18 protein-coding genes and 2 pseudogenes are annotated in these 16826 nt (G+C 62.6%); 11 read left to right on the top strand and 9 right to left on the bottom strand.

Annotation, left to right across the window (positions count from 1 at the left end):
• Positions 1-57: 57 nt before the first annotated feature.
• From ALC15_RS44215 to ALC15_RS22215, 4 genes are all read right to left on the bottom strand, one after another.
• On the bottom strand, positions 58-225 hold the full coding sequence (locus ALC15_RS44215; protein WP_157860929.1) for a hypothetical protein: 168 nt from the start codon (positions 223-225) through the stop codon (positions 58-60).
• A gap of 22 nt (positions 226-247) precedes the next feature.
• Positions 248-970 carry a CBS domain-containing protein gene (locus ALC15_RS22205; protein WP_050629095.1) on the bottom strand — a complete coding sequence of 241 codons (723 nt, stop codon included), beginning with the start codon at positions 968-970 and terminating at the stop codon, positions 248-250.
• A 62-nt stretch (positions 971-1032) separates the two neighbouring features.
• Entirely contained in the window at positions 1033-1329 is a 297-nt protein-coding gene (locus ALC15_RS22210; RefSeq protein ID WP_094194018.1) for a c-type cytochrome, read from the bottom strand.
• Positions 1330-1403: 74 nt separating this feature from the next.
• Positions 1404-2240 (bottom strand): universal stress protein, encoded by an 837-nt coding sequence (locus ALC15_RS22215; protein WP_050629096.1) that lies wholly within the window; start codon positions 2238-2240, stop codon positions 1404-1406.
• Positions 2241-2405: 165 nt separating this feature from the next.
• Between ALC15_RS22215 and phbB the strand changes: the two are divergent.
• The 5 genes and pseudogenes from phbB to ALC15_RS44860 all read left to right on the top strand — a co-directional run bounded on the left by phbB (position 2406) and on the right by ALC15_RS44860 (position 6179).
• Positions 2406-3132 (top strand): annotated as a pseudogene (phbB, locus tag ALC15_RS22220) (acetoacetyl-CoA reductase).
• A gap of 15 nt (positions 3133-3147) precedes the next feature.
• On the top strand, positions 3148-3630 hold the full coding sequence (locus tag ALC15_RS22225) for a CBS domain-containing protein (RefSeq protein WP_050629097.1): 483 nt from the start codon (positions 3148-3150) through the stop codon (positions 3628-3630).
• Positions 3627-4007, top strand: a complete 381-nt coding sequence (locus ALC15_RS22230) for a hypothetical protein (protein WP_050629098.1) — start codon at positions 3627-3629, stop codon at positions 4005-4007. The genes ALC15_RS22225 and ALC15_RS22230 overlap by 4 nt, the downstream gene beginning before the upstream one ends.
• 7 nt (positions 4008-4014) lie before the next feature.
• Complete coding sequence (locus ALC15_RS22235) at positions 4015-5907, top strand: PHA/PHB synthase family protein (protein WP_094194019.1); 1893 nt, start codon at positions 4015-4017, stop codon at positions 5905-5907.
• A gap of 101 nt (positions 5908-6008) precedes the next feature.
• On the top strand, positions 6009-6179 hold the full coding sequence (locus tag ALC15_RS44860; protein WP_167350158.1) for a hypothetical protein: 171 nt from the start codon (positions 6009-6011) through the stop codon (positions 6177-6179).
• A 286-nt stretch (positions 6180-6465) separates the two neighbouring features.
• Here the strand turns inward: ALC15_RS44860 and ALC15_RS22245 are convergent, their stop codons facing one another.
• The 4 genes and pseudogenes from ALC15_RS22245 to ALC15_RS22255 all read right to left on the bottom strand — a co-directional run bounded on the left by ALC15_RS22245 (position 6466) and on the right by ALC15_RS22255 (position 9344).
• Positions 6466-6720 carry a hypothetical protein gene (locus tag ALC15_RS22245; RefSeq protein WP_050629100.1) on the bottom strand — a complete coding sequence of 85 codons (255 nt, stop codon included), beginning with the start codon at positions 6718-6720 and terminating at the stop codon, positions 6466-6468.
• Positions 6721-6824: 104 nt separating this feature from the next.
• Positions 6825-7142 carry a P-loop nucleotide/nucleoside kinase family protein gene (locus ALC15_RS46410; protein ID WP_244486204.1) on the bottom strand — a complete coding sequence of 106 codons (318 nt, stop codon included), beginning with the start codon at positions 7140-7142 and terminating at the stop codon, positions 6825-6827.
• Positions 7097-8365 carry a phosphotransferase gene (locus ALC15_RS22250; RefSeq protein ID WP_244486205.1) on the bottom strand — a complete coding sequence of 423 codons (1269 nt, stop codon included), beginning with the start codon at positions 8363-8365 and terminating at the stop codon, positions 7097-7099. The genes ALC15_RS46410 and ALC15_RS22250 overlap by 46 nt, the downstream gene beginning before the upstream one ends.
• A pseudogene (locus tag ALC15_RS22255) lies at positions 8362-9344 on the bottom strand (zinc-dependent alcohol dehydrogenase family protein). The gene ALC15_RS22250 and the pseudogene ALC15_RS22255 overlap by 4 nt, the downstream one beginning before the upstream one ends.
• Before the next feature lie 130 nt (positions 9345-9474).
• Between ALC15_RS22255 and ALC15_RS22260 the strand changes: the two are divergent.
• The 3 genes from ALC15_RS22260 to ALC15_RS22270 all read left to right on the top strand — a co-directional run bounded on the left by ALC15_RS22260 (position 9475) and on the right by ALC15_RS22270 (position 13232).
• Entirely contained in the window at positions 9475-9948 is a 474-nt protein-coding gene (locus ALC15_RS22260) for an Hsp20/alpha crystallin family protein (RefSeq protein ID WP_050629101.1), read from the top strand.
• Positions 9949-10020: 72 nt separating this feature from the next.
• Positions 10021-10497 carry a CBS domain-containing protein gene (locus ALC15_RS22265; protein ID WP_050629102.1) on the top strand — a complete coding sequence of 159 codons (477 nt, stop codon included), beginning with the start codon at positions 10021-10023 and terminating at the stop codon, positions 10495-10497.
• Positions 10479-13232: a bifunctional acetate--CoA ligase family protein/GNAT family N-acetyltransferase gene (locus tag ALC15_RS22270; protein WP_050629103.1), complete on the top strand. Its 2754-nt coding sequence runs from the start codon at positions 10479-10481 to the stop codon at positions 13230-13232. The genes ALC15_RS22265 and ALC15_RS22270 overlap by 19 nt, the downstream gene beginning before the upstream one ends.
• Here ALC15_RS22270 and ALC15_RS22275 read toward each other — a convergent pair.
• Positions 13219-13629 (bottom strand): hypothetical protein, encoded by a 411-nt coding sequence (locus ALC15_RS22275; RefSeq protein WP_050629104.1) that lies wholly within the window; start codon positions 13627-13629, stop codon positions 13219-13221. The genes ALC15_RS22270 and ALC15_RS22275 overlap by 14 nt on opposite strands.
• 176 nt (positions 13630-13805) lie before the next feature.
• On the opposite strand from ALC15_RS22275, the gene ALC15_RS22280 reads away from it, so the two are divergent.
• From ALC15_RS22280 to ALC15_RS22290, 3 genes are read left to right on the top strand one after another with little or no spacing between them, the layout of a single operon-like run.
• Positions 13806-14918 (top strand): MlaE family ABC transporter permease, encoded by a 1113-nt coding sequence (locus tag ALC15_RS22280; protein WP_050629105.1) that lies wholly within the window; start codon positions 13806-13808, stop codon positions 14916-14918.
• Positions 14919-14920: 2 nt separating this feature from the next.
• Entirely contained in the window at positions 14921-15658 is a 738-nt protein-coding gene (locus ALC15_RS22285; RefSeq protein ID WP_050629106.1) for an ABC transporter ATP-binding protein, read from the top strand.
• 15 nt (positions 15659-15673) lie between these two features.
• Complete coding sequence (locus tag ALC15_RS22290) at positions 15674-16780, top strand: ABC-type transport auxiliary lipoprotein family protein (protein WP_050629107.1); 1107 nt, start codon at positions 15674-15676, stop codon at positions 16778-16780.
• Positions 16781-16826: the final 46 nt, after the last annotated feature.

The raw sequence follows: 16826 nt of genomic DNA on the forward strand, positions 1-16826 counted from the left end.
CAAACTCGCGCGCGCTGCGAGAAGCCGGCTTCCGGGACGCGCGTATCAACAGCCGGATCAGGCGATGTGCTTGTCGGGAAAGGAGGCGCGTATGCTGGATCGATCCTCGTCCTTCTCCAGACGCTGCCAGCGCGTCGTGCTGTGATCAGTCAGGGCGAGCACCAGCGCAAAAGACGAGAAGATGAGGCCGACGACCGAGACGATGAACAGCGTATCCATTGCCATCTTTAGGTCTCCTCATATCTGATCAGCCGGCAGCCTTGATGTCCTCCGGCGATTCGACGTAGTAGCCGGAGTAGCCGTCGACGAAGCAAAGATGATCGTGCACTTCCTTGACGCCCGAGGTGTTTTCCGCGAGCACCATCGCTGCCTGGCGGGCGCGGTCGTCGAAGATCAGGCCATGCAGGTGTACGGCGCCATTGCGTACCCAGACCTGGAAGCCGGCAGGTCGCCAGCCGGTCGCGTTGATCTCGCGCATGATCCGTTCACGGATGTGAGTGTCATCGGCCGTCGGGTCCGGAACCTCGCGGGCCAGCGACGCGACGGCCTGCAAGATGTCTGCTCGAGTGACGATCCCGACCATGGTCTTTCCGTTCACCACCGGCACGCGCTTCACGCCGTGCTTGTGCATCAGATGCACGATCTCATCGAGCGGCGTCTGCTCTCCGACGGTGATTGGATTCGTGGTCATGACGTCCTCGACCTTGCGGCCGCGCTCGTGCACGAAATCGGTCGCAGCGCGACCGACGCCCGTGAACAGTTCCAGCCAAGCCGAGCGCTTGTGTCCTGTTCCGATCTCGGCGCGCTGCAGGAAATCTCCCTCCGACACCATACCCTTGAGCGTGCCGTCCTCGTCCATCACCGGCAGCCCGCTGAGGTGACATCGCAGCATGATGTTGGCAGCATCCATGATCTTCGTGTGCGGGCTGACCGCGATGATATGCTTGGTCATGACCTGATGCGCGCGCATGTGGACCTCCGGGTTAAAAATTGAATTCTAAGACCTTTGCTCACACGGCATGTTGACCTGCCTCAACGGTTAGCTTTGCCGGTCTCCAGCGACTTCAAGAACAGGATGAAGTCGTTGACTTGGTCTGGTTCGAAGCTGAACTGGGGCATGGTTGGGTGCCCCGTCACAATTCCCTCCGCCAGCGCTTCCTGCAGCATCTCGACCGGATAGCGCTCGTGCAGGGTTCGGAACGGCGGCGCGATCTTCAATGGGCTCGGGCTGACCTTGTCGATTGCGTGGCAACGGGCGCAGTAGAGCTGTGCAAGGCGCCGGCCTTGTTCCTGATCCGCTACCGCCGGAGCGGGCACGGCGCAGATCATGCTGATGGCGACGGCGCCGTAACCGGCGCAATGGAGGAGTGTCCTGGCGGGATATCTCACGATCCGACTCGCGTTCAATGGGACATCAGGACCGGAACGGTCATCGCGCGAAGCATGTCGCGCGTCACGCCGCCGAGCAGGGTCTCCTGCAGCCGGGAGTGGCCGTATCCGCCCATCACCAAGAGGTCGAGGCCCTCATCCGCCGCGATCGACAGCAGGATCGACTGGACTTCCGATCGGGACGCGGGCAGCGACGTGACCTTGGCCGGAAGACCTGCCTTGGCAAGGTATCGCACCAGATGATCCGTGGAGCTCTCCTCGGGCATCGGGTCCGGGCCGTCGATGGTGACGATGATGAGGGCGTCGGCCGCGCGCAGCAGCGGCATCGCGTCATGCAACGCCCGAGCGGCAAGCCGGCTGCCATCCCAGCAGATTCCGATCCGCTTGGCGGAGAATGCGCCGTGGAACGTGTAGGGCATGAATAGGACCGGCCCCCCGGCTTCAAACAGGAGCTCCCGCGGGATGACGTTGTCGTAGCTGTCGTGCTCACGCTGCGGCTGGACCACCACAGTCAGGTCGTGCAGTCGCGCGCTCGCGCAGACGATCTCGCGGGCATCGATCGGAATGGCAGCCGCGGCGCGGGTGGTGTACGAGATTCCCGCATTCCGGGCCTCAATATCGAAGACGCGCAACGCCGCTTCCGCGCGTTCGAGCGCCTGTGCACGCTCGACCTCGAAGAGGGAGGCGACGGCCGCACCGCCTTCGGTGACGAACGGGATGCTGGACGTCTCGTAGCCGATCGCAACTGCATCGAGATGCGCGCCCGTATCGAGTGCGAGCGAAACCGATCCGTCCACCGCGGGACGCGGCGACAGTTCCGTGGGAATGTGGACCAGGATGTTCTTGAACATGAGCCGTTCTCCTGAAGCGTGGAAGCGATAGGTCCATCAAAGCACAGGCCCGCACGGCACAGTTTGATCTGCCTCATACGCGCTTGTTGCCCCCGTTTGAGCGAGATCAATCCGCCGGATGCGAATTTCGCCCATTTGTCTTGCCGAGACGTTGGAGGAGCGGGCATGGCACGCGTCGCATTGGTAACGGGGTGGGAGCCGGGGAATTGGCGCTGCAATTTCGCGGGCCCTCGCCGGGGCGGGATATCAGGTGGCGGCCAGCTACGCAGGGAATACCGAGGCCGCGCGTCAGTTTCATGATCAGACCGGAATCGGCGTCTTCCAGTGGGACGTCGCGAGCTTCGAAGCCTGTGCGGCGGGTGTCCGCAAGGTGGAAGCGTCTCTCGGGCCGATCGACATTCTGGTCAACAACGCCGGCATCGTGCGCGACGCCACGCTGCATCGAATGACCAAGCCGCAATGGGATGCGGTGATCCGGACCGATCTGGATTCACTGTTCAATATGTGCAGGCCGCTCATCGAGGGTATGCGGGCGCGCAAGTTCGGGCGGATCATCAACATCTCGTCCATCAACGGACAGAAGGGCCAGATCGGCCAGACGAATTATGCCGCGGCGAAAGCCGCCGAGCTCGGCTTCACCCGTGCGCTTGCCCTCGAAAGTGCGCGGTCGGGGATTACGGTCAACGCGATCTGTCCGGGCTACATCAACACCGAGATGCTCGCTGCCGTGCCGACAGACGTCATGCAGGGCGCGATCCTCCCGCAGATTCCGGTCGGGCGGTTGGGCGAGCCGGAAGAGATCGCCCGAGCCGTCGTCTTCCTTGCCGCAGATGAAGCGGGGTTCATTACCGGATCGACGCTTTCGATCAATGGCGGCCAGCATATGTGCTGAATGGGAGGAGCGACAATGCTTGCAACCGATGTGATGCGCAGTTCGTTCGCGACGATCAAGCCCACTGCTGCCGTACTCGATGCCGTCCAGCTGCTGCTCGAAACCGATCAGCGCGGCCTGCCGGTCATCAACGATGACGGTGATCTCGTCGGCATGATCTCAGAGGGCGACTTCCTTCATCGCGATGAGCTTGGCGTCAACCCACCATCCGGAAACTGGTTGGAATCGCTGCTCGGAATCGCGGAGAACACGCCGGAGCGCGAACGTATGCGCTCGTTGCGTGTCGCGACGATCATGAGCCCTGCGCCGATCACCGTCGATGTGGAAGCCTCGATCGGCGACGTCGTCGCTCAGATGGATATCTACGACGTGTCACAGGTTCCGGTGATTTGCGCCGGAGTTGTCGTCGGCATTGTCAGCCGCAGGGAACTGCTTGCGGCCCTGGCGTTGCGATTGAGAGAGAACGCAGAGAAAGCAGGCACTGGAGGTCATTCATGAGCGAGATCACCGTTCAAACGCATACACGCGCGGTCGTCTGGATCGATCACCTCGTTGCGAAGATATTCGGTGTGGGGCTTACGGGCGTCAGTGCGGCTGCCGTGCATGCTCATTTGCCGTCGCAGCATCTTCATCATAAGGCGAACACGATTGGCGATGGTCGCGTCCAGGTTGACCCGACATTTCTCGCCAGGGTTGTAGAGGCCTTGGGCAGTTGCACCGACCTGCTGATCATCGGCCCGGGTACCGAGAAGACGGAGTTGGTGCACTACCTGAAGGCGGAAAGGCCTGATCTCAATCTGCATGTCGAGGCGAGCGATCATCCGACCGACTGCGAGATCGTGGCGCTGGGTCGGCAGCGGTTCCGTCTCAGCTAAGCAAGCGATGTTTGGTGCCGGAGTGGTTCCGGTGGCCGGGCAGTATGAGGTTCGTGCTGATCGGGCGCGAGCAAGGAGGCGAGCGGTGACAGTCAATGCAATTCTCGACCAATCGGCGGCCCCTGCCAATGACGATTCGGTTGCGGCCGGAGGGTCGGCTCCCGTGCTGTCCGAGCGCGAGGCGGTGACCAACGCCCGATCGATCGACCATTTGGTCCATGCGGCGATGGCGCAGTGGACCGGCGGACTTTCTCCCGCCAGCCTCGCGCTTGCCTTCGCCGATTGGCAGTTGCATCTCGCCGCGTCGCCAGGCAAGCGGCTTGAGCTTGCCCTCAAGGCATTGGGCGACGGTTCGCGTTTCGCGCGCATGATATCGACGCCGCATGCTGCGTGGCAGCCCTGGTTCATGGTCAGTCCTCAGCCGGGAGACAACCGGTTTTCCGGCGCGGACTGGGCATTGCCGGCCTTCAATGTCATGGCCCAGGCGTTCCTGCTCGGCGAGCAGTGGTGGCATTCGGCAGCAAGCGGATTGCATGGCGTTTCGAAAGGAAACGCAGCGATCGTGGATTTCGTTGTCCGCCAGTGTCTCGACGCCGCAGCGCCGTCCAATTTCGCGCTCAGCAACCCCGAAGTACTGCGCCAGATGATGGATTCGGGTGGCGGCAACTTCGTATCGGGTTGGCACAACTGGCTGGATGATTGCAGAAAGTGGTTCGGAGGCCAATCGTCCGAGCCCCTTCAGTTCGTAGTCGGCAAGGACGTCGCCACGACCGAGGGCAAGGTCGTCTACCGAAACGAACTGATCGAGCTCATACAATACGCGCCCGTGACCGCGGATGTCTGCCCGGAGCCCGTGCTGATCGTACCGGCCTGGATCATGAAATATTACATACTCGACCTCTCCCCGCAGAATTCCCTGATACGCTTCATGGTCGAACGCGGCTTCACCGTGTTTGCGATCTCGTGGCGTAATCCCGGGCCAGCCGACCGTGATCTTGGTTTCGATCATTATCGCAAGCTCGGGGTCGAAGCGGCAATCGAGGCGATCAATCAGATCGCTCCCGGGCGCGCGATTCACGCCACGGGTTATTGCCTCGGCGGTACGCTGCTCGCGATCGCCGCGGCCCGCCTGCAGGAGGAGCGGCCCGGCTGCTTGCGATCAGTGACGCTGCTGGCTGCTCAGGTCGATTTCACTGAGGCGGGTGAGCTGACGCTGTTCATCAACGAGAGCCAGGTTGCGTTCCTCGAAGACATGATGTGGCGACGGGGCGTGCTCGAGGCGGCGCAGATGGCTGGTGCGTTCCAACTGCTACGGTCGAACGACATGATCTGGTCGCGCCTGGTCCGCGACTATCTGATGGGCGAGCGAACCGCTCCGAGCGACCTGATGTCGTGGAATGCTGACGCCACGCGGATGCCTTACCGGATGCATGCGGACTATCTGCGCAAGCTGTTTCTCGACAATGACCTCGCCGAGGGGCGCTATGCGGTGGACGGGCATCCGGTCGCGCTGTCCGATCTCCGTGCTCCGATGTTCGTGGTCGGCACGGTGCGCGATCATGTGGCGCCGTGGCGGTCAGTTCACAAGATCCATCTGCTCGCGGACGCCGATATCACTTTCGCGCTGGCGAGCGGTGGCCACAATGCCGGCATAGTGGCCCCGCCTTCGGAGCCGGGGCACACCTATCAGGTCCTGGAGAAGAAGAGGGATCAGCCCTATGTCGGCCCCGACGAGTGGCTCGCAAAGGCGGCGCATCGCGAGGGATCTTGGTGGCTGGAATGGGTTCGCTTCCTCACGGCGCATTCAGACGCCTGGATACCGGCGCAGCCGTCGCTTCATGCGCCAGAAGGCGGACCGCCGCTCGAGGATGCACCCGGACAGTATGTTCTGCAGCATTGATCCGTCGCAATTCCTCGCTGGCGAGAACCACTACCAAGCCTATGAGATGGGCGGCGCCATGGTCGTCGGCGCCAGGCCCCCGCGGCTCCCAGGAGGAAGTCATGAGTCTGATCCTTCGTATTTTTCTTGCCTTCGCGGGACTCATCACCGCGTTGTTAGTCGCTCGTGACTCTCTGAAGTTCGACATCGTGCAAATGTTCGTGGCTATCTTGCTCGTGACCGGGGTCTTGCTGATCGGCAGTCTCTGGAGCCTATGGCGACGACAAGCCTGACAACCTGCCGTTTCGGGAGGTTTGGATGCGCCGTTCACCACGCACAGATTCATGACGCGTGTCCGCATCGTCCCGTCGCATGTACCCGGACATGCAGCGCGGCATCGTTCGATCGACTGGAGTCAAGGGCATCCACCGGTCGTCGTCACGACACGATCGGATCGATGTGGATTCAAGATGATCCATCCGAGCAATTTTCGCGACGATCCAATAGCCAAAGGCCGGCTCTAGGCCGGCCCTTGGAGAGTCGATGGCGAATGCCGCGAGCGCTTTTGAAAGGAAGCGTCTAGCGCCCTTCGAGCTTTGTAGGGCGCTTGCTGACGCTCATCAGCATCAATGCCACTGCGGATGCCGCAGCAACAAATGCCGCAGTCCACCTGACTGCGGAGACAGCAAATGCGGCATCCAGCCGCCAGCCATGGACTGTCGGCTCGGTCGTGGCAAGCGGCATCACGTCCGGGAAGTACCAGTTGCAGAACAAAGCGAGTGCGACCGCGAGGATCGCACTGCCGACGAAGATAAGGGTCAATCGGCGTTTCATGGAAATCCTCCTGTTGGCGGAGGAATGGTGCCAGACGCGACGGCATCAACCAATTCAGGAGTTTCCCTTAGGTAGTCGAGCGCCAATTCGCGCCGTGAAACCGTTCATAGACGGGACTTGCTGCGTTCAAGCGTGGTCGCCGGTGTACCGGACGCGTCGACAGCGCTCCAACCAATAGATCCAGTCTCGATGTTCTCCTGAAGCAGGACGACGTCGGCGTTCGCGTCCGAGGCATCGTGTCGCCGCGATGTCACGCGATGCAGCCGTGTGGCAAGATCCGCGGTCAGGAACATGCCGTGGAATTCGACCTGAGCGTTGCGGGCGACGACTTCCGCGGCATCACGCTCGGCCCGGTTCAGGAATGCCGCATCGAGGGTTACCGAGACCCCTTGGGCCAGCGTTTTCGCGGCTTGCTCCAGCATAACCTGATAGACGCGATCGGAAGCCTTGGGGGTATAGTCGCCGCGGGCAGCGCCGTGTGCTCGCTCACGTTATGAAGCTGCTTGCGAATGACGTCTGATCGCAAGACCAGCGCGCCAGGTGGCGGCCCGATCAAGGGAGCCATGTCACGTGCCAGCACACTCTTGCCTGTGCCTGATCTTCCACCAATCGCGAGAAGGGTCGGGCGCCGAGGTGCGATGAGCTGCAGTGCGAGGTCGAAATATCTGGTCGCGATCGTGGCGATTGTTCGGTCGTGCGGATGTTGCTGCTGTTTGGTGAAGAGCACGTTGGCACGAATTGCAGCGCGAATTGAGAGAAACAGTGGCAGCAGGGACAGCGCGGTTGACTGTGCGGCCCAGGCGGCCTGCATGTAGCTGTTGAATAGTCTGTTGGCGACAGCATCGCGCCCAAACGCGAGCAGATCCATCAGAGGGAACGCGAAATCGTACAGAACATCCGTCGTCGCGATATTCGCGTCAAACTCGATCGCGTCGAACAGCACCGGCCTGCCGTCAATCATGACGATGTTGCCGAGGTGTGCGTCGCCGTGGCAGTGCCGCACCTGCCCCGACGCCGCACGGGCACGCAAGAGCTCGCGATTTCGTGCCATTTCGCGATGACTTAGCTCGTGCAGTTTGTCGATTCGTTCGCGGACGAGGCCTGGTATGCTGCGGAACTGTTCCGTGTTGCGACCAACGATCACGGGAAGCGAGGCAAGCCAGCTCGATCCCTCGCTGATGACAGCAGCCCGATGAGAATCGAGCAGCACGGCGGCCAAGTCGTCGCCGAGCTCGGGTTCAAGGACACCCGTCGCAAGGCGGTCGAGGGCCTTGCTTTCGTCAAAACGAGCCATTTCAACCGCCCATTCAACGACGGGGCCCGCCCCTCCGATCGCCAGGCCATTGCGCTCACGCGTGATCGGGACGACCCCACGATAGATTGACGGTGCATGGCGCTTGTTGACGGTGATTTCGCTTTCGCAAGCACGCCGGCGCTTCTCCAGCGTCGAGAAGTCCAGATATGGGAGCTTGACCGCGCGCTTGATCTTCAGGGCGCGCGATGGCTCGAGGAAAATGATCGAACAATGCGTATCGATCCGCTGCACGGCCTCGTTCGACCGGCCCGATCCGGCCAGGAACGTCAACACGGCAGCTTGGTCAAGTTCGTCCGCGCTCAGGTCGGCTGATGGCGCCGGCGTCGTCATGGCTTCAGGACGGCCGCGCCGACAAGCTGGCCGTCACGCAGGAGCGAGAGCGCTTCGTTCGCCTGATCCAGTGGGAAAACGGTGACGTGTGTTCGAACGCCGGCCTTTGCTGCACTCTTGAGAAAGTCGGTGCCGTCCTGCCGGGTGAGATTGGCGACCGACACGATCTGCCGCTCGCCCCAGAGAATGCTGTATGGAAAGCTTGGAATATCCGACATGTGGATGCCGGCGCAGACCACCCGTCCGCCTTTGCGCAGCGCACGCAAAGCAAGCGGGACGAGGGGGCCGGCCGGCGCGTAGATGATTGCGGCGTCAAGCTCCACCGGCGGCGATCCTCGGAGGCGCCGGCCCAACATGCGCCGAGCGACAATGCCAAACGCTGAGCCTCGACGTCGCCTGTGCGGGTGAAGGCGTAGACATCTCGCTCTTGCCAGCGAGCCATCTGCGCTGCGATGTGCCCCGCCGCGCCAAAGCCGTAAATGCCGAGCTTGCGGCCGCGACCGGCCATCACAAGCGAGCGCCAGCCGATCAGGCCTGCGCACAGCAGGGGCGCCAGCTCGACATCTTCACCGTGCTCGCCGAGCGGAAAGCAGTAGCGCGCGTCCGCCACCAGGTGGGTCGCAAAGCCGCCGTCCCGGGTGTAGCCGGTGAAGATGGGATTGTCGCAGAGGTTTTCCTTGCCCTCTCGGCAGTACGGACAGTGTCCGCAGGTTGAACCGAGCCAGGGAACGCCGACGCGCGTACCGAGAAGCGCTTCGCTTATGCCGTGACCCAGCGCGTCGATGCGGCCGACCACTTCATGGCCGGGGACGATCGGATAAGCGATGTTGGGCAGCTCTCCGTCGACCACATGAAGGTCGGTGCGGCAAACTCCACAGGCGCTGATCTTGATGCGCACTTCGCCCGGGCCGGGAACGGGATCCGGCCGTTCCACATATTGCAGCCTTTCGCCGCGTGCGGGCAGGATCATCGCGTGCATGACGGGACTCGCTGAGGTTCGTGACCTCTCTTTGATCACGTCGCATTGGTCCTGTTTTGATCCTCGTCAACGCCGATCGGGCGTTCCCGTCTAGGTTTGCCTCGCGACTGAGACTCAACAGGAGGCACCGATGATCAAAGATCTAGTTCCCGTTGGAACCGAGCGAGCCGTGGCACGGCGCGAAACCAACCCCTTCACAGTCCTGCAACAGGAAATCGACCGGCTGTTCGATGGCTTCGGCCGCAATTTTTCGACGTTCGCCGCGCCGGCGGCGATGATGCCGCGCATGGACGTCAGCGAGACCGACAAGACGGTCGAGATTTCTGCCGAGCTGCCCGGCTTGGAGACCAAAGACGTTCAGCTCAACCTCGCCGACAACATGCTCACGATCCGTGGTGAGAAGAAGAGTGAGCGTGAGGAAAAGGACAAGGACTATCATCTGATCGAGCGCAGCTTCGGCTCGTTCGCGCGGTCGGTTGCCTTGCCCGACGGCGTCAAGGCTGAGGACGTGAGCGCGGAAATCGCCAAGGGCGTGCTCAAGGTCACGGTCAAGAAGCCGGCTCCCAAGCAGAGCAAGCAGATCGACATCAAGACGGCGGCGTGAGCGCGTCGCGGACGCGTTGCTCCTTAGATGGCGACGCGTCCGCCGGATGTCGTAAGCCCAAAGGGATCAATCATGTACGAATTCCTCCAGGAAACCGTCGCGAACAACATGACGAAGTCGGTGCGAAGCGTCGCTCCCGAAATGACCGTAGGCGATCTGTACCGCCTGTTCGCACAGGAAGATTATGACGCCTATCCCGTCTTGCGTGATGATGCCGTGGTCGGGTTCGTCACCAAGCTCGATGCGCTGAAGGTGTTCACCTGCACGACTGATCACATACTGCCGCACTACGACGATCGCATGGGAACGACAGTCGACGAGATCATGTCGTCCGACGTGATCTCGGTCGAACCGGACACCAATCTGCAGCGCGTTCTGCAACTGATGGTCACCCATCGTCTCAAAAGCCTGCCCGTGATCGACAAATATCACCATCTGCTCGGTATCATTGCTCGCGAGGATGTCATGCGAGCCTTGGCGCGCTGCACGAAGCGGCAGACGCCTCCGCTCGTTCCCTGCGAGACTGTTCGATGTCTACGTTTGGTCTAGAGCGGGTTTTTTCGCCTCGGACTATCGCGGTGGTTGGTGGCAGTTCGCGTCCAGCGTCGCTTGGCTTGGCCGTGCTCATGAACCTCAAGGCGAGCGGCTTCGCCGGTCGGATCGCCGTGGTCAACCCAAACTACGCCATGATCGACGGCGAGGAGACCGTTCCGAACATAAAATCGCTTCCATTCGTTCCAGATATTATCGTCATAACCGCGCCTGCTGCGGCGATCCCCGGGATTATCTCGGATGGCGCCGCGGTCGGCATCGCTGGTGCGGTGATTCTGTCGACAGGCCTTGGCCATGGCCCGGGCTCGGTTGCCGAGACGATTTCGCGGATCGCGCGCATGCACGGCGTTCGCTTGATTGGACCAAATTGCATGGGGGTAATGATACCCCGCGCCAAGCTCAATGCCAGCTTTGCGGCCGATCACCCGTCCGACGGTCGAGTGGCTCTGATCTCGCAATCCGGCGCTATTGCGGCGGCGATGATCGAGTGGGCGGCCGAACGGCGGCTTGGCTTTTCAGGCATCGTGTCGATCGGCGATCAGCTCGATGTCGACGTCGCCGACTTGCTCGACTATTTCGCACAGGACGACCATACCAAAGCGATCCTGCTCTACATTGAGAGCGTCAAGGATGCGCGCAAGTTCATGTCGGCGGCGCGCGCCGCTGCGCGGCTGAAGCCGGTGATCGTCGTCAAATCGGGGCGGATGGCGGTGGGTGCCAAGGCTGCGGCCACCCATACCGGCGCGCTGGCCGGATCGGATGCCGTGTACGACGCAGCCTTTCGCCGCGCCGGCATGCTTCGCGTGTACGACCTGCGTGAGCTGTTCGATTGCGCCGAGCTCCTCGGACGCGGCTTTGTCCCGCGCGGCAACCGCCTCACGCTTCTGACCAATGGTGGCGGGATCGGCATCCTTGCGATCGACCGGCTCGCGGAGCTGGGTGGTGAGGCCGCCAGCTTGTCCGCGGACACGGTTGCGTCGCTCGACAAGGTGCTGCCGCCCAGCTGGTCGCGCGGCAATCCCGTCGACATTGCCGGCGATGCGAATGCTGCGCGCTACATCGCGGCACTTGACGGGCTGCTCGAGGACGCCAATGGCGATGCCATTCTGGTCATGAATGTGGAAACGGCTGTCGCGTCGGCTGAGAGCATCGCCGAAGCCGTGGCACGGCGTGTCGGTGACCGCCGGGCCAAAAGCGGTGCGGTCGCCCCGTTGGTGCTTGCCGCGTGGGCCGGCACCGATAAACGTACCAGTGCGACCTTCGAGGCTGCCGGTATTCCGCATTTTCCGACTGAGGATGATGCGGTGCGTGCCTTCATGTATCTGGTGCGCTATCACGAAGCGTCTCTCGCGCTTGCCGCAACCCCGCCCAGCGTTACCTCGGCATTCACGCCGAACACGGCGGCAGCGAAGCGCGTGATCGGGCAGGTGTTATCGGACGGACGCCAATGGCTCGATCCGGTCGAAATCGTCGCGCTGTTCGAAGCGTATGGTATTCCGATTGTGCCCACGGTCGCTGCCTGCGACGCCGACGATGCGGCAGACAAGGCTGAACCGTTCCTGGCAAAGGGGCTGGCGGTCGCCGTCAAACTGTTCTCGCGCGACATCACGCACAAGTCGGATATCGGCGGCGTCATCCTCGGTCTACGGACCCGCGAAAGTGTCGCCGAGGCAGCAAGGACGGTGCTGGCGCGCGCCCGGAGCGCTCGCCCGGATGCCAGCCTGCAGGGGGTGACGATCCAGCCGATGATCGTGCGGCGTGCGGCTCGGGAACTGATCCTCGGAATTGCCGACGATCCCACCTTCGGCCCGGTGATCGTGTTTGGTCGCGGCGGGACGGCGGTCGAAGTGATCAACGACAAGGCGCTGGCGCTGCCGCCGCTCGACATGAACCTGGCCCGTGACCTGGTCGGGCGGACGCGGGTCTCGCGACTGCTGGCAGCCTATCGCGATGTGCCCGCGGTTCCTGCCGACGTCGTGCCGCTTACGCTCGTCAAACTGGCGCAGATGGCTGCCGATATTCCAGAGATTGCCGAGCTCGACATCAATCCATTGCTGGCGGACGAAACGGGCGTGCTGGCGCTTGACGCGCGCGTGGCGGTCCGCAAGCCGGTGCGGCTGTTTGCCGGTCAGACCCGGCTCGCCGTGCGGCCCTACCCATCGCAATGGGAAGGCGAGCTCAGCCTGCGAGATGGTTCACGTGTCGCGGTTCGGCCGATGCGGCCGGAAGACGAGCCCATGGTCGAATCCTTTTTCAAGCGCGTGACCATCGAGGACCTCAGGCTGCGCTTCTTCCATGCGGTGAAGAAGTTCTCCCATTCGTTCATTGCGCGCCTGACCCAGCTCGACTATGCCCGCGCGATGGCTTTCGTCGCGCTGGACTCGCAGACCGGCGAGATGCTGGGCACGGTCCAGCTTCACTCGGATTCACTCTACCAGACCGCCGAGTACGCGATCCTGCTGCAGTCCGACCTCAAGGGCAAAGGCCTTGGATGGGCGCTCATGCAGCTCCTGATCCGCTATGCGAGGTCGGAAGGACTGAAGCGGTTGTCCGGTGGAGTGCTGACTGAGAACACGACCATGCTGAGCATGTGTCACGAGCTCGGATTCTCTGCCGCGAGGGAGCCGCACGATCGCGGGGTCGTCAATGTCGTCCTCGACCTTTCCCTTCCGGTGGCGGATGCCGTAGGGACCGACATCCTAATCAGGCACGGGCCGATCAAAGCGGTGTGACGGCGACGACACGATAGGGATGCATGCCGTCCGCCTCGCGGACAGAGACATATTCGCCGAGCGTGAAGCGCTCGTCCCCGAAATGATGTCCCGCTTCGTCGGCGGCCGTGCCGGTCACGTCATAGTGGAAGCGCCAGCTGCCGCCCGGACCATGCACGAGGTGGCCGAGCTGATCGTCCTCGGCGGGCCGTTGGCGAACGACGCGGCAGGCCTCGCGATAGGCCTTCCAGGTCTCGACATCGATCTGCGACGCGGCGTCGAGCGGAGCAACGATAACATAGCCGATCGCAGGTTCGCCCTCGGGATGATCGTGTTCACGCGCGCGTTCCAGGCGGATCATCCTGAACGAGTGCGGCAATGCTGTATTCTGCAGGGGCCTGAAGGCTGGACGGTTCATTGCAATCTCCCTAACGGGCCCTTGCTGCCGGGCCAATCCGGCAACAAATAATCCTGTGGCTCAACAAGCCGTTGATTTGCATCAAGGACGGCTCCGAGCCGCGAGCCAATTGCGTTGGGTCAAACTCTGCCGGCTTCGGCCTCCTATACTTGACCTTCTAAGTCGGAGGCGGCCTGTTGCTCAACGTACCGGTATTGACAGCGAATGAAGACGATCCGCGCGTGCTTGCGGCAGGCGGGGCCTGGAACGTTGCCAATGTCGAGGTGTTGGAGCGGGTGTGTGCGCGCGCGGCGGGGGCGGACATCGGAGCGATCGATCTAAGCCGCGTCACTGCGCTCGACACCGTCGGGGCCTGGCTGCTTGAAAGGCTGGCCCGCGGCGGCACGACCAGAGCCGCACTGACTGGCGCGGACGGTGCGTATGGCGATCTGCTGGATGAGGTGCGAGGGCTAAACCGTTCCGAGCCCACCGACCACGGATCGGTCAATCCTCTACTGGAAAAGCTCGATCAACTCGGCCGCGGGAGCAGGCGGCTTGTGACCGATTCGGCTGGCTTCCTGCACATGCTTGGTGCGTTCAGCGCGGCGTTATTCGGCGTTGTCAAGCATCCCCGGTCGTTTCGACTGACGTCGACCGTGTATCAGCTCGGTCGGGTGGGATGGCAAGCCGTGCCGATCATGGCGCTGATCACGTTCCTGATCGGCGCCATCATCGCTCAGCAGGGGATCTTCCATTTCCGCCGTTTCGGCGCCGAATCCTATGTCGTCGACATGGTCGGCATCCTGGTGTTGCGCGAAATCGGCGTGCTGATCGTCGCCATCATGGTGGCGGGACGATCGGGCAGTGCGTACACGGCCGAGATCGGTGCAATGAAGATGCGCGAGGAGATCGACGCGCTGAGCACCATGGGGCTCGATCCGATCGCGGTGCTAATCCTGCCGCGGGTACTGGCGCTCGTCGTGGCGCTGCCTGTCCTTGCCTTTATCGGCTCGCTCGCGGCCCTCTATGGCGGCGGACTTATCGCTTGGCTCTACGGCGGCATGAGTCCCGCCATCTTCATCGCACGCCTCCATGAGGCGGTTTCCGTCACGCATTTCGAGGTCGGCATCATCAAGGCGCCATTCATGGCGCTGGTGATCGGACTCGTCGCGGCGATGGAGGGCTTGAGTGTCAAGGGAAGCGCGGAGTCGCTGGGGCAGCAGACGACTGCATCGGTCGTGAAATCGATCTTCCTGGTCATCGTGCTCGACGGGCTGTTCGCCGTCTTCTTTGCCTCGATCGGGATGTAGTCATGACCGGCTCGACCGCGATTCATATCCGCAATCTGGTGGTTGGCTTCGGCAACAAGACGATCCTCAACCATCTCAATCTCGACGTGAGGGAAGGGGAGATCCTCGGCCTCGTCGGTGCGTCGGGCGGCGGCAAATCCGTGCTGATGCGAACCCTGGTCGGGCTGCTGCCGAGGCGCGGCGGACAGATCGACTTCGCAAATGTCAGGAAGGGCGAGCGCAGCTGGGGAATCCTGTTCCAGCAAGGGGCGCTCTTCTCCGCCTTGACGGCGCGACAGAATGTTCAGTTTCCTCTGCGTGAGAATGCGCACCTTTCGCCACGGCTGCTCGATGAGATCGCAGATGCGAAGCTGGAGATGGTGGGCCTCTCCCGAGCGGATGGCGACAAGTTTCCTTCCGAACTTTCCGGCGGAATGACCAAGCGGGTCGCGCTCGCCCGGGCGCTCGCGTTGGATCCTGCCCTGCTGTTCCTGGACGAGCCGACTTCGGGCCTCGATCCAATCGCGGCGGGCGAGTTCGACGCCCTGATTCGAACATTGCACCGTACGCTGCGCTTCACCGTATTCATGGTCACGCACGACCTCAACAGTTTGCAGGCTATTTGCGATCGGGTCGCCGCACTCGCCGACGGGCGGATCGTAACGGTCGGGCCGCTGTCATCAGTGCTCGAATCCGACCATCCCTGGGTCAAGGCTTACTTTCACGGTGCCCGGGCCCAGACGCTTGGCTTTGGCACCTAGGCAAGAGAGATAGATATGGAAATTCGCGCGCCCTATATTGTCGTCGGTGCATTCGTATTGTCGGCGATCGTCGCCGTGTTTGGCTTCGTCTACTGGCTGAACAACGTCGGAGGTATCGGCAAGCGGGAGAGCTACCACCTCGTCTTCACGGATCCCGTGCCCGGGCTTCTCGTGGGTGCAGGCGTGCTCTTCAACGGCATCCGTGTTGGCGAGGTGACTGCGCTCGAACTGGTGCCGGAACGCCCTCGCGAGGTTCACGCCACGATCGCCGTCGCCGAGCGCACGCCGGTGCATAGCGACACGCGCGTCGGTGTTGATTTTCAAGGCCTGACCGGCGTTCCGGTGATCGCGCTCGAGGGAGGTGACGATCCCGCGGCACCGCCGGCGCGCGCACCGCTGGTGGCCGAAAAGGGCGCCGGGCGGAGCATGACGCAGGCGGCGCGCGATGCGCTACGCCGGGTCGATGCCGTGCTGTCGGAGAATTCCGCGCCGCTGCACAGCACTATTGAGAACCTCGGCACTTTCGCCGAAGGCCTGGCACGCAACACCCCGAAGCTCGACGGCATCGTGGCGGGGCTGGAGCGCATGACGAGCGGAGCCGTCGCGCCCCGCAAGGTTGTCTACGATCTTCACGCCGTTGCGGAATTCGGTCCGCAGCACGGCGGATCGTTGCCTTCCCCCATGGCGATGGCGGAGCCGACCGCGATCGCGCGCCTGCAAACGCAGCGCTTCCTGTTTACGCCCGACGAGGACGTCGCCGGCTTCGCGGACGCACAATGGAGCGACAGCTTGCCGGTGCTGCTGCAGGCGCGCCTCCAGCAGAGCTTTGAAAATTATGACATTTCTCACGCGCCGTTGCGCGCCGACAGCTCTGTTGAAGGCGTCCCGCGCCTGCTGATCGACCTGCGGCGCTTCGAGATCGCGCTCGGGCCGCAGCCGAAGGCGGTTATGGCGCTGTCGGCGAAAATCGTGGGCCCCGACGGGCAGATCAAGGCGGCACAATTGTTCGAGGAAAGCGCCCCCCTCGCGGCTCTCTCGCCCGAGAGTGCCGCGACCGCCTTCGATAATGCTTTCGGTGCATTGGCGCGCAAGCTCGTCACGTGGACATCGTCGGCGGCATGAGTGCCAGGGTACGTCGCATTGGACGCGGGAACTAAGTACTTTCCCT

The sequence above is a fragment of the Bradyrhizobium viridifuturi genome (genome assembly GCF_001238275.1).
In the GTDB taxonomy this organism is placed as follows: domain Bacteria; phylum Pseudomonadota; class Alphaproteobacteria; order Rhizobiales; family Xanthobacteraceae; genus Bradyrhizobium; species Bradyrhizobium viridifuturi.

Bases quoted from the DNA above. Each gene is read 5' to 3' on its own strand.
- ALC15_RS44215 (WP_157860929.1), bottom strand. From the start codon at position 225: ATGGCAATGGATACGCTGTTCATCGTCTCGGTCGTCGGCCTCATCTTC.
- ALC15_RS22205 (WP_050629095.1), bottom strand. From the start codon at position 970: ATGCGCGCGCATCAGGTCATGACCAAGCATATCATCGCGGTCAGCCCG.
- ALC15_RS22210 (WP_094194018.1), bottom strand. From the start codon at position 1,329: ATGATCTGCGCCGTGCCCGCTCCGGCGGTAGCGGATCAGGAACAAGGC.
- ALC15_RS22215 (WP_050629096.1), bottom strand. From the start codon at position 2,240: ATGTTCAAGAACATCCTGGTCCACATTCCCACGGAACTGTCGCCGCGT.
- ALC15_RS22225 (WP_050629097.1), top strand. From the start codon at position 3,148: ATGCTTGCAACCGATGTGATGCGCAGTTCGTTCGCGACGATCAAGCCC.
- ALC15_RS22230 (WP_050629098.1), top strand. From the start codon at position 3,627: ATGAGCGAGATCACCGTTCAAACGCATACACGCGCGGTCGTCTGGATC.
- ALC15_RS22235 (WP_094194019.1), top strand. From the start codon at position 4,015: ATGTTTGGTGCCGGAGTGGTTCCGGTGGCCGGGCAGTATGAGGTTCGT.
- ALC15_RS44860 (WP_167350158.1), top strand. From the start codon at position 6,009: ATGAGTCTGATCCTTCGTATTTTTCTTGCCTTCGCGGGACTCATCACC.
- ALC15_RS22245 (WP_050629100.1), bottom strand. From the start codon at position 6,720: ATGAAACGCCGATTGACCCTTATCTTCGTCGGCAGTGCGATCCTCGCG.
- ALC15_RS46410 (WP_244486204.1), bottom strand. From the start codon at position 7,142: ATGCTGGAGCAAGCCGCGAAAACGCTGGCCCAAGGGGTCTCGGTAACC.
- ALC15_RS22250 (WP_244486205.1), bottom strand. From the start codon at position 8,365: ATGACGACGCCGGCGCCATCAGCCGACCTGAGCGCGGACGAACTTGAC.
- ALC15_RS22260 (WP_050629101.1), top strand. From the start codon at position 9,475: ATGATCAAAGATCTAGTTCCCGTTGGAACCGAGCGAGCCGTGGCACGG.
- ALC15_RS22265 (WP_050629102.1), top strand. From the start codon at position 10,021: ATGTACGAATTCCTCCAGGAAACCGTCGCGAACAACATGACGAAGTCG.
- ALC15_RS22270 (WP_050629103.1), top strand. From the start codon at position 10,479: ATGTCTACGTTTGGTCTAGAGCGGGTTTTTTCGCCTCGGACTATCGCG.
- ALC15_RS22275 (WP_050629104.1), bottom strand. From the start codon at position 13,629: ATGAACCGTCCAGCCTTCAGGCCCCTGCAGAATACAGCATTGCCGCAC.
- ALC15_RS22285 (WP_050629106.1), top strand. From the start codon at position 14,921: ATGACCGGCTCGACCGCGATTCATATCCGCAATCTGGTGGTTGGCTTC.
- ALC15_RS22290 (WP_050629107.1), top strand. From the start codon at position 15,674: ATGGAAATTCGCGCGCCCTATATTGTCGTCGGTGCATTCGTATTGTCG.